We start from the raw sequence: 13,963 nt of genomic DNA on the forward strand, positions 1-13,963 counted from the left end.
TGCTGAAACCTGCATCTCCACGCAGCCTGGGTATAAAATTCAATAATGTTGTTAGGGGTCTTCGGGCCCTTTTTCATTTGTAGCCATCAGCTTTCAGCCGTCAGCCATCAGACTCGCATCTCACATCTCGAACCTCGCACCTCGCATCTCATATCTCGCATCTCGCATCTCGCACCTCGCATCTCGCATCTCGCATCTCGCATCTCGCACTTCGCATCTCGCACTTCGCATCTCGCATCTCGCATCTCGCATCTCGCACCTCGCATCTCGCACTTCGCATCTCGCATCTCGCATCTCGCATCTCGCATCTCGGATCACTCTTTAACCAAGTCTTGGATCAGCCATTTACTAGCTTTATAAAATACAGATCACGCATTTACCAGCTTAAGAATTTTAGATCAGGATTTAACTACCTCCGCCTCATGAGCCTTAATTTAGGGCTTATTGGCAGAGCACAGCCTCTAGAATGGCCAAAATTAGGTCATATAAACGGCAATTTAATGCTGTTTTGTAAAATCTTGCGATTTACAAACCGATTTTTTATTAACTCACCCAAGCTATAAACCGATTTTTTACCAACTCAACATCCTCACAAACCAAAATTTTACTAACTGAAGCTAGGTTTTTAGCGGCACAAACCGATTTTTTACTAACTCAAGTTACTGATTTTGGCTATAAACCGATTTTTTACTAACTGCTTTTGGATTAATGTCCGATATTTGATAAATGTATGTAAGGAGTTACTCACATTTTGACTGTAAAGGGGGTTTACAGGAAAAGAGAGCTATCAGCTTTCAGCCGTCAGCTATCAGATTGAAATTCAAAAGTTAGCAAGAATAAAGTTAGAAAGGGGAAAGTTAGCAAGAGTAAAGTTAGAAAGTAGCAGCGGGTTTACCCCGCGTTATGGTTTTATTAAATGACGCGGCATAAAGCTGCTGCTACAGGTAAGTGTGAAACTATTTTATGTTTTGTGTATGGCGCGGCATAAAGCCGCACCTAAACTATTGCTCGCAACTCGCAACTCGCAACTCGCAACTCGCAACTCGCAACTCGCAACTACTTACTATGTTTATCAAACCACCATTGAATATAGGCTACTTTGGTCATCAGGTTTGATGGGCGCGCGGTAATACCATGTGAGGCATTAGGAATACGCACCATCGCTGTATCAACACCTTGTAGCTTTAACGCTTGGTAAAATTGTTCGGTTTCAGAAATCGGGGTGCGATAGTCTGATTCACCGGTTAACAGCATAGTGGGTGTTTTTACATTGCCCACATAGCTAATTGGAGAGCGCTTCATATAATGCTCAATATTGTCCCATGGCTTACCTGGGAACCAATAGTCAGCAAAGAAAGGGTAGAAGTCAGCAGTTAGTACAAAGCTGATCCAATTGATAACAGGTTTAGCAACAACAGCGGCTGCAAAGCGGTCTGTATGACCCACAATCCATGCAGTTAAAACACCGCCACCTGAACCGCCGGTAACGAATAGTTTGCTTTCATCAATAAAGCCTTTATTGATGACAGCATCAACACCTGTCATTAAGTCATCAAAGTCATTACTTGGGTAGTTATGATGAATTGTTTGCGCAAACTCTTTACCGTATGAGTCACTGCCGCGCGGGTTCATATAAAGTACAACATTACCTTTGGCTGCGTATAATTGTACTTCAGGGCTAAAGTGAGGACCGTAGTTTGCAACAGGACCGCCGTGGATCTCTAAAACAAGTGGGTACTTTTTGTTTTTATCAAAACCCGGTGGGTAAGCAATCCAACCTTGAATAGCCAAACCGTCGTGGCTTGATTTAACCCAAATTTCTTCAACCTTAGCCAGCTCTTTGTCACCCAGCGCATCTTCGTTTAATTGTGTTAAACGCGCGGTTTTACCGCGCTTAATTAATGCTACATCAGCTGGGCGCTGGGTATCTGCAAGTGTGAATGCAACTTCACCATCTTCGCTCACATCAAAGTCACCACCTGAATACGGACGACCAAAGGCAACACTACCAATCTCTGAGGTAATCACTTTATGTTTACCACTACGCGGCTGGTAAGCTAGGTGTGTTTTGCCTTCGCTATCGTAGCTAAAATAAAGACCTCTGCCGCTATCATCCCATTTTATATCTTCGACACTGCGGTCTAATTCAGCAGTGAGTACTGAGGTTTTTCCTGATTTCAAATCAAGTAAATAAATGTCGCTGTTTTCATAGTTAGTCTTTTTGTCGTCATAGCCTGTGTATGCCAGATAACGACCACTTGGCGAGACTTTTGGGCGTGAATCTGGGCCTTTACGGTCTGTTATTTGGGTAATTGAACGATCCGCTAAGCTAAGTTTATAGATTTCAGATTCAGTTGGGTGTAATTCATTATCTTCATAACGATTAGCCGAAAAATAAAACGCATCGCCTTTTTCGTTAAAGCTAATAGCACCACCATGATCAAAATCACCAGAGCTTAATTGACGTGCATTGCCGCCCGTTGCACTGATGATAAAAAAGTGACGATAACCTTTTTCAGAGTAGCCACCGCCATCGGCACGGTAATAGGTATCGTCAATATATTTAGCTGGCTCTGCCCACTTAGCGCCTTCAGGCTTACCCGGTAAAGAAACTGGGCTTGCTGATTTTGCAGGCACAAACTGGCTAAACACCAATTGTTTGCCATCTGGCGTCCAAGTTAATCCGCCAGGGCTTTGCGTTAGGTTACTAATTTTTGCTACGTTACCGGTTTTTAACCATTTTACATAGATTTGGCTGCTACCGTCTCGGGTAGAAATAAACGCTAAACGAGTTTCATCTGGTGACAATACCGGAGAGTAATCCATATGCACGCCAGACGTTAGCGGTAGCATGGTTTTACCATCTGGGTTTACTGACCAAATATTGCTGACTTTACGGTCGCTTTTGATATCCATGCGATTACGCACAAAGTAAATTGTATCGCCATTTTTTGTCATTTCTATTTGGTTGGCGTATTCAAGATCAAAAACATTTTCAAGTTGGAAGGTATTGCTAGCTCCTGCATGGCTGTAAAAGCTGGCTGCTGCAAGCAGTGCTAAAGACGTTTTAAACTTCATTTTATTTCCTTGTTAGTGAGCAGTGATTAACCTGTTATAAAGTAACAACCATCAGAAATATAGTCCATTGCGATGAATGGAGAAATCAATAGACAGATGGTCATTTCCCTTTTATGTTGAGTACAGACACTTTTAAACGTAAGGAGCACACAATGATAGGTTACATCATGTTAGGCACTAACAACCTAGCTAAAGCAGTAAAGTATTACGATGAATTGTTCGCCACTCTAAACGCCGAGCGCTTTTTAGAAACTGACCGCTTTGTCGCATGGAGCACAGGTCAAGATAAGCCCGGTTTTGCGGTTACCAAGCCTTATAACGATGAAAAATCTACAGTGGGTAACGGCACTATGATTGCTCTGGCAGTCGAAACCCCAGCCCAAGTAGATGCCTTTTATAAAAAAGCCATAGAACTAGGTGGCACAGACGAAGGCGCCCCCGGCCCACGTGAAATGCCCGGCTTTTATGCGGGATACTTTAGAGACTTAGATGGTAACAAACTTAATGTGTTTTGTTTTACGCATGGGTAAAGAAAGTTAGCAAGGGGAAAGTTAGAAAGAGTAAAGTTTACAGGCGCTAGGCTCTAGGAAACAGGGCCTAGCTTATGTAGTCGAGGTTTTAGATAATAAAGAGTAAGTTTCACCAGCTTAGAACATTATGGCTCATTTAGACTGGTTTTCAGGTAGCTATCAGTAGAACTCTTACACCTTTGTAAAGTATGCATGCTCAAAATTGACAAGCTCCGGTGCTTTATATACATGCTAGTGATAGCAATTCATTTAAAGTAAATGTGCAGAATTATGAAAAAATTAGTGTATCTCATTGTCTCTTGCTTAGTTTGGCATCCCGTATACGCAGAAGAACCTGACGATCTTTTTGGCGCCTTGAGTGGCTTATACTGGTGTTTGAAGAAAGAAATTCCAACAAGCTTAGAGCAGATTGATTCCGCGTTTGGATTTGAATTACCAGCTAGTGCAACCAAAGCCAGTTTTGATGATTGGTATAAAAATGTAAGTTTAACCGTTGAAAATGAGGAGCTTTTAGTGACTCGGAAGTTAGATAAAACATCAAAAAAATCGACTGTTAATTGTGAATCTGTTTCAAGCACTAACTAGAACAATAGATCTCATGGTAAGCAAAGCGAGCTTTTTTAGAAAACGCGCTAAAGCACGACCTACAATTCGCAAAAAGTTGCGCGAAATAAATTTCACGCCTACAAGAAAGTAGTGGGGTTATCTTAAGTAGTGATGAGGCAGTTGTTGTTCGGCGCTAAAGCACCTCCTACCTCACATCTCGTACCTCGCATTTCGCACCTCGCATCTCGCACCTCGCATCTCGCACCTCGCACCTCGCACCTCGCATCTCGCACCTCGCATCTCGACTCTCAACCTGATGGCTGACGGCTGACAGCTAGAATCTCTACCAACTTCCGCTTATTTTCATTACACTGCTCCAATACAAAAATAATTATAAAAATTGAGAATGATCATGACGTCGAAATTGCTTAAACCTCTTTGCTGTGTATTTGCACTAAGCCTTGTGGGCTGTGGTGGAGGTGAGGTGTTTACTGCCCCTGCTAGTAGTGAGTTTGCCCATGGCAATGAGCTACTAAGTGCCTCGGCGCTAACCGAAGATGCGAGTCACGCATTAGTGGCAACTCAATCTGAGGTGTGCGTTTGGGATAATCAGTTAAAAGCGCGTTTATACGATTGTATAACAGGGCAGGGCGCTGAACATGTTGAGCTTGTGGGCTTTAGCGCTAACAAATCTCGTTTTTTCATTTCAAATCGATTATCGGTGACTTTATACGATACTCGCACTGGGCGTAGTATTGGTACTTGGCTTACCGGGCAAGAAATCGCTAGAGACATCGCTATTTCAGCCGTAGGCGATACTTTGGTTATCGCTTATCGTAGCGGCAAGGCTGAGGTAATAAATACTCGCACAGGTGATACTAAGCGTTTTGATATTCATCGCTTAGATATTAATAGCGTGGCGTTATCGGCTGATGGTCAGTGGGCGTTTACCGGCTCAAGCGACAAATACGTTAAGCTTTGGTCAACAAGTGATGGTAGTACTCGCTTTGAAGAGCGTTTAGCGACCAGAGTAAATCACGTTACTCTAAATAAAACAGCAAGCTTGGGCTTTGCAATTGACTCGGTAGATGATCGTGTATTTTTTGATTTAGCCAATCAAAAAGAGCTATCAGAAGTGGCCTCATACTCTAACTTTATTGAATTCACTGCATCGCAATTTATTAATCAAGATAAATGGCTATTAACGGGATCACCAAAAATGAAGATGCGTTTATATCGCGTTGCAGATGGTGAATTAATCGCTGAATACGAAGCTAAACAACAGCGCCAACGTACGTCAGTACTGAGTGTGGCTTACGATGGTAAGCAACTATATTCAGAAACCAGTGATGGCCTATTGCAAGCTTGGCCATTTGATAAAATAAGCACTAAATAACAGCTAAAACAAAAACGCCTACTTTAAGTAGGCGTTTGTTTTAAATGGCGATGAAATTAGTAATCAAACTTATGCTTGGTAAACAAGCTTTGCACTTGTTGCCAAACTGCACCAGGTTTACCATCGCCTACTAACTTGCCATTTACTTTTACAACTGGGCCAACCTCTTTAGTGGCGCTGGTGATCCATACTTCGTCGGCATCAAGTAACTCGTCTTTACTAATAATGCGCTCTTGCACGTTAAAGTCACTGTAACTGTGAAGAATATTGAGGATTAACCAGCGGGTGATCCCCGGTAAAATTTGGTTATCAAGTGGTGGCGTACTGATCACACCATCTTTAACAATAAACACGTTACTTGAACTAGCTTCGGTAATTTCTTCTAAGCGGTTAAATAGAATGGTTTCTTTGTTACCTGCTGCTGCACCGTGCTGGTAATGGATCACGTTGCCAAGCAGTGCCGTTGATTTAATATGGCAGCGTTGCCAGCGACGGTCTTGCTCAAGCGATACAGTGTAAGTTGTTGCATTGTCGATATCGCCTTGTGGCTCTGCTGGAATTTCAAAAGCAAACGCGAATACGGTCGGGGTAATATTAGTTGGGTAACCGTGGGCACGCTTAGTGTCGGCGCCGCGGCTAACGTGCAAATAAATCCCTAGATTATCACCTTGGTTTTTCTCGCATAAATCATTACAGATTTTACGCCACGTATCGGCACTGTAATCGAGCTTAATTTCAAGTTCGTTTAAACCGTTATTCATACGCTCAATATGTGCGCCAAAGCCAAGCATTTTGCCTTGGTATGATGGGATCACTTCATAGATGCCATCGCCAAATAAGAAGCCGCGATCCATGGGTGAAATCTTTGCTTCATCAGCGCCAAGGTATTCACCGTTTAGGTATACCGTGCCCATTGTTAAACCTCATTCTCTGTCGTAAAGCCGCCAAGTTGGCGAAGCCGAGTTATTAATTGTTGACCATGCATTGCATGCAGGCCGTCTTCGGTGAGCTCATTTTTATGGGTGACGCCATCGACACTACCGCGCTCACTTAGGTAATGTAAAATGTTGAGTGGCTCAATATCAGCCAGCAAATCAGTGTTATGCCAGCGACTTAAAAAGGCAATGAGCCCGTATGCTGCCCAGTTAGATACATCGGCAAGTAACAGCTCATCACAGGTTGTTAAACAAGGTGTGATGTTTAGCGCTTGCATATGCTGTGCAAGGTTACCCATGCCTATTTCGTTACCGCCATCACCAATCGCTATGGTGGGGCAAGGTGCTTCTGTCACAAAAAAATCAAAGCAGCCGCAATGCTCAGAAATATCAATACCGCGCATATTATAATAACGCTGATGCTCGTTAAGCCCCGGGCGTTCTATTGATAAAACACAATCAGGCTTTAGTTGCGCAAGGGCTTTAATGCTAAAAGTGTGCGCATTATCAACGCTATTAATTGGCAGCTCAAAACAGTTAAAGTCATTTTTTAGGGCACTGTAAAGGGGGTTGCCAGTAACCAAAATAGGCTGTTTACCAAGCTTTTCGAGTACCTTGTAAAGTGCAATTGCACCAACAGGACCATCGGTTTCGAAAGTATTGTTAACCGCAAAGCCGGTACCTATCAACACAGTACCTTGTGCTTTATAAAGGTATTTTGCTGCGCGTAAATACGTCCCCGTTAGTTGTTTTGCGTATAAATGCTGCATTCCACGCGGGTTTTGTTCAACCATCATGGTTTCAATTTGTTGGCTGAGCGCTGCGTCGCTTAGGCTTGCTGACATAGTGCTTTGATCTCTTGAATGAGCGCAATACCCGCTTCATTATCGCCATGCACACACAGGCTATCGGCATTAAGTGCCAGCTGCTGACCACTTCGCGTTGTAACTGTGCCATGTGCAACTAACTGTTTAACTTGCGCTATTAGTGCCGCTTTGTCGTGTACGCTGCCCGCTAAAGAGCGTGCAACAAGTTTACCTTCGTCTGTGTATTGACGGTCGGCAAACGCTTCTAAAATGAGTTCTAGTTGAAGATCGTTTGCTTGTACTTTGTGTTTGGCTGCTTGGTTGGTAGCTAAAATCATTAATTTTAATGGCTTTGCATAACTTGCCACTGCACGCATAACGATATTCAGCGTTTGCTCGTCACTCATCATATCGTTATACAATGCACCATGTGGCTTAACGTATTCAAGCGTTAAACCATGTACAGCAGCCATACCATCAATTGCAGCAATTTGATAATGCAGGCAATTGGTCAGCTCTTTTTCGCTCATTGCCATTGAGCGGCGACCAAAGCCTTGCTTATCTGGGTAACTTGGATGTGCGCCAACCATTACTTTGTGCTGCTTGGCGAGGGCTAGGGTGTTTGCCATCACATCGGCATCGCCAGCATGAAAGCCACAAGCAATATTTGCCATATCAATATGTGGCATAACTTGCTCGTCTAAGCCCATTTTCCACATGCCAAAGCTTTCGCCAAGGTCGCAGTTTAGTTTCATCGTCATTTATAACGCTGCCATTTTACTATTTGGAATATCGGTGATCAGCATGTGCCCTGGGCTATGCGTGATACAAAAATCAGGAGCCGCGTTGGCAATCGCAACTTGTGGAGTAACACCACAGGCCCAAAATACTGGTACTTCGCCTTCTTTAATGGTTACCGCATCACCAAACTCAGGTTTGTTGATATCTTTAATGCCAATTGCTGCAGGGTCGCCAAAATGCACTGGTGCACCATGTACACTTGGAAAACGGCTGCAAATTTGGATCGCGCGAATGGCATCGGCAGGTTTCATTGGGCGCATGCTTACAACCATATTGGCGTGAAAAATCCCTGCACTTTGGCAAGCCATATTGGTCACATACATTGGCACATTTTTTTGTTCGCTGATGTTTCTGATCTCAAGGCCCGCGGCAATCAGCGCTTCTTCAAATGAGAACGAGCAACCAATTAAAAAGGTGACTAAATCGTCGCGCCAATAATTCGTAATATCGGTAACCTCTTCAACCATTTGGCCTTGTTTAAAGACGCGGTAACGGGGTAAGTCGCTACGAATATCAATGTCTTCACCAACAGTTGGCATATCGGTAACGCCCGGTATACGGCTAGTTGCAATGATTGGGCAAGCTTTCGGGTTTGCTTGGCTAAACTGCAAAAAATCAAACGCATATTGTTTAGGTAAAATCACTAAATTAGCTTGCACAAAGCCCGGTGCAAAGCCCGATGTATTGCCCGTGTAGTCACCCTCGCGTACCATTTTACGAATAGCCGCTGGTGTGGTTAAAGATGCATTTTTTTGCATGTGACTCTCCTTGAAATTAACACTTGCCCATTGTTGCTACAATAACACTCAGTTCAGGTCATTAATAGTAACGGGCAGCTGCCCTTTAGCAGGGGCTTTCCCTAGTAAAACGTGTGCCAGCGCTGTAAAAGCAGGGCCAGCAATCTTTTCATCTGTATCTACATCTATATTGTAAGCATAGGTGGCAAGTACAGCATCGCCAAATTTTCCAAATTGGGCAATATCGTAAGGGGCTCGTAAGCTGACAAATACGGTCTTTTTATGGGCTAATTTTGCTTGTTTTAACAATGACTCTAATGCCGCTGATTGATCTGCTTTAGCAATTGCAAACTCAGGGTTATCAGCTAAATCATCCATCCCGCCGACTTCAACAGCACTTTGTTTTGGTGATGCATTTGCGGCAATAATTATATCTGCTTCGTTAATTTCTTTTAATGTTGCAAGCGGCTCATAACCTTGCAAACTAGTACAGCTAAAGCTGATTAGCTTATCGGTGTTATCAATTAACGCCTGCTGCAGAGCATAGCATTTGCGGGTGTCTGGCATAATAATATGCACTTTGCTGCCCGATTTAATGCTAAGCGGTAGGGTGTTTTTCTCGTTTTTCACTTCGGTGATAGCTGCCAATGCTAATTCGGCTTCTACTTTTCTATGGCTTTGATCACCCAGTAGAAGCTGCGCTTTTTTGATGGCTGCTTCGTCATCAAGTGAAGAGGTAAGTTTAAACTTTTCTTTAAGTTTTAAAATACGTGTTGCAGAAGCACTCATTTCGTTGGCATTTAACGTGCCACGTTGTACTTCTTGCTCTAATCGCTCAATCAGGGCTTCAAGTACTGCTAAGTCTTTAGGGCTTCTGATTTCGATTGGCATCAGGGCAATATCAACACCCGCTGCAAAGGTATTTACTACCGCTTCGATTGGTTCAAAAAAGTGGCTGATCCCCGCCATATCGAGGGCATCTGTGATCACCACACCTTGATAACCAAGTTCATCACGTAATAAGTCGGTGATGATTTTGCGCGACATCGTTGCAGGTTTGATCATGGTTTTGCCTTCTTTACTGACAAACGTGCTGTCGTCTAGGGCAGGGTATTGAATATGTGCAGTCATGATCATACCCGGTTGTTGGTTTTTAATAATTTCTTTAAAAGGGGGGAGATCTTGCTGCCAAATGGTTTCTTTATCATGCATTACTTTTGGCAGGCCTGTGTGGCTATCTACGTTCGTATCACCATGCCCCGGAAAGTGCTTCAATGATGAAATAACGCCGTTGTTTTCAAAACCAGCTACTTGGGCGCCACCTAGTTTTGCAACCAATTGCGGATCTTCACCGTAAGAGCGCACGTTAATAACTGGGTTATCTGGGTTCATGTTTACATCGACCGTGGGTGCATAGTTAACATTAACACCCAGTGCCAATAGCTCGTCGGCAATGATGCGTGCAGATTCAGTTGCGAAGTGGGTACCATGTTCTTTATAGGTCGCGCCAATCGACATGTTACCGGTAAACGACGTACCTACATCACGAGGAATACGGGCAACTCGGCCACCTTCTTGGTCTATCGAAATAAACAGCGGTAAGCCTAACTCTGACTTAGCAGCGGCTTTTTGTAGGTCATTATTAAGTTTGATCACTTGCGGCACGGTATCGATATTTTCTGCAAATAAAATCACCCCACCAATATTATGTTTAGTGATGATATTCGCTAAATCGGCCGGCAGCTCTGTCACCGGTGTACGGCATTTTTGTTCACCTGGGTCTTGCTCGCAGTAATAACGTAGGTCAAGCATGAGCTTTTGCCCTAACTGTTGTTTTAAAGTTAATGCAGACTCAGCAAATGATGATTGTAATGGCATGAAACATCCTAATCCGATAACCAGTGACGATAGTGCAAACTTATTTAACACAGCAAGCTCCAAAGCAAAACGCTTATTTAGTTTTTAGAATAAATTATTCTTGATGTTAATGGGTTTTTAAATATAAATACAGTATTTTTTTGCTACCCTAACGGTTTTTGAGTCCGACTGCAAAAAGCTAAGTTAGATCACTAAATAGGGCTAATAGGCTTAAATAACCAAACCTTTATACTGATAAAAAGCGTGGCAAGTTGATAATTTATCAATTTAATGGGTCGCTTTTTAGTACAATTTAAAGTAATAATATATTCCATAATCATCAGCGTAAATATGACAAGCCTGGGGGCAAGATGGCTTTAACTCGATTACACGCATTTAAACAGCAAATTAAACCTTTTTTACCAGAGTCAGCATTAATAGAAGATTACTCGCGCCGTTATGCGTACGGAACAGACGCCAGCTTTTATCGATTAATCCCTGAGTTAATTGTATTAGTGAGCAATCAAAATCAAGCACGACAAGTGATCATTGCTGCCAACGAGCAACAGGTACCCATCACATTTCGCGCCGCTGGAACGAGTTTATCTGGACAAGCAATTACCGACTCTGTATTGGTTTTACTTTGCGATAGTTGGAGCAAGTTTGAAATCCTTGATGACGCTGAGGCAATACGCTTACAACCGGCGATCATTGGTGCTCGAGTAAATCAAGTATTAGCCCCGTTTGGTAAAAAGATTGGCCCAGATCCCGCTTCAATTAATAGCTGCAAAATAGCGGGGATGGCGGCAAATAATTCATCAGGCATGTGTTGTGGAGTGGCGCAAAACAGCTACCACACAGTAAAAGATATGACCCTCATTTTTGCCGATGGCACAGTGCTTAATACGGCTGATAGCCAAAGCTGTAATGCCTTTTTGCAAAGCCATAGCCCATGGGTTGATGAGCTAATGAGCTTAGTTGATAGCATAAAGCAAAACCCTGATTTGAGTGAGCGCATCGCCCATAAATATCGTTTAAAAAATACCACAGGCTATGGTCTAAACGCGCTGCTGGATTTTTCTGATCCAATCGAAATCATCAAGCACCTCATTATTGGCTCTGAAGGTACGTTAGCCTTTATCGCCGATATCACCTATCACACTGTGGTTGAGCATAAGTACAAACACACAGGTTTCTTTATTTTTGACGATATCAGCAAGGTGTGTGAGCTGGTACAAAGGCTGAGTGAGCTTGATGTTGCTGCTGTTGAGCTACTAGATAAACGTGCTCTGATCTCGGTGTCCGAGCATGCCATCATGCCAAAAGAGGTGGCTAGTTATCCGGAGCAATCAGCGGCACTGTTAATTGAGTTAAGAGCTGAAAATGCACAGGCTCTCGATGCGCTCACTAAGAGCACTGAGCAACTTCTTGCCGAGTTTAAGCAAAGCCAACTGGCAGCGATTGAGTTTTCAGCAGACAGCGCCCGTAATGCGGCACTTTGGAATATCCGTAAAGGTACGTTTCCTGCGGTTGGCGCAGTGCGCGAAACTGGCACTACTGTGATAATTGAAGATGTTGCCTTTGCCCTTGATAAATTAGCTGATGGCGTGAATGCGCTGCATCAATTATTTATTAAATATGCTTATGATGAAGCCATTATTTTTGGCCATGCCCTTGCCGGAAATCTACACTTTGTATTCACCCAAGCTTTTGACACACCAGAGCAAGTAAGCCGATACGAGCAATTTATGGCCGATGTGGCGAACTTAGTGGCGGTTGAACTAAAAGGGTCATTAAAAGCTGAGCATGGTACAGGGCGTAACATGGCGCCGTTTGTTGCCACCGAATGGGGAGACGATGGCTTCGCGGTGATGGTTGCGCTTAAAGCACTATTCGATAAACAAAATATTCTTAACCCTGGGGTTATTATTAATCACGACAAAAATGCCCACACTCAGCATTTAAAAGTCATGCCAAAAAGTGATGATATTATCGATACCTGTATTGAATGTGGCTTTTGCGAAGTGGTTTGCCCATCAAAAGGACTTAGCTTAACACCGAGGCAGCGTATTACTTTATGGCGACACCGCACAGAGCTACACAATCAATTGCTAACAACCGATGATGTAGCAAGCAAACAGAAGTTAAATCAAAAGCTCAGTGTTATCGAGGCCGACTTTAAATACCTTGGAATTGATACGTGCGCGGCAACGGGTCTTTGCGGTCTTAAATGCCCGGTGGGGATTAACACGGGCGAATTTATAAAATCGCTCAGAGCAAAGCAAGCCTCATCAAGCAAGGTTGCGCTGTCATTATCACGCTTTGCTAGCAAGCATTTTGCGGTTGTTGCTACGGGTGCACGGTTTGGTTTAACCGTGATGCAGGTGCTCGAAAAAGCAATCGGCAGCAGTAACCTAAGAAGCCTGAGTAAACCTGCTAATAAGTTGCTTGGTACACCGCTGTATTACTCGGCATGGCCAAGAGCTGAACAACCAATTAATAGAAAGCTTCAACAACCCCAAAAAGCGAAAAAGTTGGTGTATATGCCAAGCTGCGCAAGCCGGATTTTTGCGGCTGATAAACTTGCCGATGATAAACGCCCACTGCTAGATGTTATTTATTCTCTTGCTGCCAAAGCAGGTTATGAAGTAGTACTTCCGAAACAGGCAGATTCACTTTGTTGCGGTATGCCATTTGCTAGCAAAGGCTTTAATAAAGAGTCTAAAAACAAAAGTGAGCAGTTACTTACTGAACTCGAGGCGCTTTCAAATAATGGCCAATACCCTATTGTTTTTGATGCCAGCCCTTGTGCACTTACTACTCTTAATGCCGCGCAAAATACGGCACTTAAAATTTATGAAAGTGCCGATTTTGCAGCGCAGCATTTACTGCCTAATTTGCAAGTCACGCCCGTAAATGAGCCGGTGATGCTCCATGTTACTTGTAGTTCTAAGCGATTAGGTAAAGAGCAAAGCCTAGTATCACTTGCCAAGGCATGTAGTAATGAAGTGATTATTCCAGCTGATATAGAGTGTTGTGGTTTTGCCGGTGATAAGGGCTTTAACTTACCAGAACTCAATGGCAACGCGTTAAAAACCCTTAAACAACACGTGCCAAAAAACTGTAGTCGGGGTGTGTCTAATAGCCGTAGTTGCGAAATTGGTTTAACTGAGCACAGTGGCATTAGTTATCAGTCTATTTTGTATCTACTCGATAAACAAAGCCATGCAATATAACAGACTTAATTGCTAATTTGATGAGACAGTGATTGACTGGC

General features: G+C 43.2%; 10 protein-coding genes. 4 read left to right on the forward strand and 6 right to left on the reverse strand.

What is annotated here, in order from left to right; translation table 11 throughout:
- Nucleotides 1-1,056 precede the first annotated feature (1,056 nt).
- The gene (locus tag J8Z28_RS18450) at nucleotides 1,057-3,078 is read right to left on the reverse strand and encodes a S9 family peptidase (protein WP_250660716.1); all 2,022 of its coding nucleotides are present in this window, start codon (nucleotides 3,076-3,078) and stop codon (nucleotides 1,057-1,059) included.
- Between the two features lie 152 nt (nucleotides 3,079-3,230).
- Here J8Z28_RS18450 and J8Z28_RS18455 point away from each other — a divergent pair, with 152 nt between their 5' ends.
- From J8Z28_RS18455 to J8Z28_RS18465, 3 genes are all read left to right on the forward strand, one after another.
- Nucleotides 3,231-3,608, forward strand: a complete 378-nt coding sequence (locus J8Z28_RS18455; RefSeq protein ID WP_250660717.1) for a VOC family protein — start codon at nucleotides 3,231-3,233, stop codon at nucleotides 3,606-3,608.
- 270 nt (nucleotides 3,609-3,878) lie between these two features.
- A complete protein-coding gene (locus tag J8Z28_RS18460) occupies nucleotides 3,879-4,193 on the forward strand; it encodes a hypothetical protein (protein ID WP_130167478.1) in 315 nt (104 codons plus the stop codon).
- Nucleotides 4,194-4,566: 373 nt separating this feature from the next.
- Entirely contained in the window at nucleotides 4,567-5,550 is a 984-nt protein-coding gene (locus J8Z28_RS18465) for a WD40 repeat domain-containing protein (protein ID WP_250660718.1), read from the forward strand.
- Nucleotides 5,551-5,606: 56 nt separating this feature from the next.
- On the opposite strand, the gene J8Z28_RS18470 is transcribed toward J8Z28_RS18465, so the two are convergent.
- From J8Z28_RS18470 to J8Z28_RS18490, 5 genes are read right to left on the reverse strand one after another with little or no spacing between them, the layout of a single operon-like run.
- Nucleotides 5,607-6,464: an aminotransferase class IV gene (locus J8Z28_RS18470; protein WP_250660719.1), complete on the reverse strand. Its 858-nt coding sequence runs from the start codon at nucleotides 6,462-6,464 to the stop codon at nucleotides 5,607-5,609.
- A 2-nt stretch (nucleotides 6,465-6,466) separates the two neighbouring features.
- Complete coding sequence (locus tag J8Z28_RS18475) at nucleotides 6,467-7,330, reverse strand: glutamate cyclase domain-containing protein (protein WP_250660720.1); 864 nt, start codon at nucleotides 7,328-7,330, stop codon at nucleotides 6,467-6,469.
- Nucleotides 7,315-8,046 carry a 5-oxoprolinase subunit PxpA gene (locus J8Z28_RS18480; RefSeq protein WP_250660888.1) on the reverse strand — a complete coding sequence of 244 codons (732 nt, stop codon included), beginning with the start codon at nucleotides 8,044-8,046 and terminating at the stop codon, nucleotides 7,315-7,317. The genes J8Z28_RS18475 and J8Z28_RS18480 overlap by 16 nt, the downstream gene beginning before the upstream one ends.
- Before the next feature lie 6 nt (nucleotides 8,047-8,052).
- On the reverse strand, nucleotides 8,053-8,850 hold the full coding sequence (locus J8Z28_RS18485; protein WP_250660721.1) for a putative hydro-lyase: 798 nt from the start codon (nucleotides 8,848-8,850) through the stop codon (nucleotides 8,053-8,055).
- A gap of 48 nt (nucleotides 8,851-8,898) precedes the next feature.
- Entirely contained in the window at nucleotides 8,899-10,707 is a 1,809-nt protein-coding gene (locus tag J8Z28_RS18490) for a glycoside hydrolase family 3 protein (RefSeq protein ID WP_250660722.1), read from the reverse strand.
- Between the two features lie 350 nt (nucleotides 10,708-11,057).
- Between J8Z28_RS18490 and J8Z28_RS18495 the strand changes: the two genes are divergently transcribed.
- The gene (locus tag J8Z28_RS18495; RefSeq protein ID WP_250660723.1) at nucleotides 11,058-13,922 is read left to right on the forward strand and encodes an FAD-binding and (Fe-S)-binding domain-containing protein; all 2,865 of its coding nucleotides are present in this window, start codon (nucleotides 11,058-11,060) and stop codon (nucleotides 13,920-13,922) included.
- Nucleotides 13,923-13,963: the final 41 nt, after the last annotated feature.

Origin of the sequence: Pseudoalteromonas sp. SCSIO 43088 (assembly GCF_023650795.1) — a bacterium.
Taxonomy (GTDB): domain Bacteria; phylum Pseudomonadota; class Gammaproteobacteria; order Enterobacterales; family Alteromonadaceae; genus Pseudoalteromonas; species Pseudoalteromonas shioyasakiensis.

What these genes read in the sequence shown, in the direction of transcription:
- J8Z28_RS18475 (WP_250660720.1), bottom strand. Translation starts at nt 7,330, where the DNA reads ATGTCAGCAAGCCTAAGCGACGCAGCGCTCAGCCAACAAATTGAAACC.
- J8Z28_RS18465 (WP_250660718.1), top strand. Translation starts at nt 4,567, where the DNA reads ATGACGTCGAAATTGCTTAAACCTCTTTGCTGTGTATTTGCACTAAGC.
- J8Z28_RS18450 (WP_250660716.1), bottom strand. Translation starts at nt 3,078, where the DNA reads ATGAAGTTTAAAACGTCTTTAGCACTGCTTGCAGCAGCCAGCTTTTAC.
- J8Z28_RS18490 (WP_250660722.1), bottom strand. Translation starts at nt 10,707, where the DNA reads ATGCCATTACAATCATCATTTGCTGAGTCTGCATTAACTTTAAAACAA.
- J8Z28_RS18480 (WP_250660888.1), bottom strand. Translation starts at nt 8,046, where the DNA reads ATGAAACTAAACTGCGACCTTGGCGAAAGCTTTGGCATGTGGAAAATG.
- J8Z28_RS18455 (WP_250660717.1), top strand. Translation starts at nt 3,231, where the DNA reads ATGATAGGTTACATCATGTTAGGCACTAACAACCTAGCTAAAGCAGTA.
- J8Z28_RS18485 (WP_250660721.1), bottom strand. Translation starts at nt 8,850, where the DNA reads ATGCAAAAAAATGCATCTTTAACCACACCAGCGGCTATTCGTAAAATG.
- J8Z28_RS18460 (WP_130167478.1), top strand. Translation starts at nt 3,879, where the DNA reads ATGAAAAAATTAGTGTATCTCATTGTCTCTTGCTTAGTTTGGCATCCC.
- J8Z28_RS18495 (WP_250660723.1), top strand. Translation starts at nt 11,058, where the DNA reads ATGGCTTTAACTCGATTACACGCATTTAAACAGCAAATTAAACCTTTT.
- J8Z28_RS18470 (WP_250660719.1), bottom strand. Translation starts at nt 6,464, where the DNA reads ATGGGCACGGTATACCTAAACGGTGAATACCTTGGCGCTGATGAAGCA.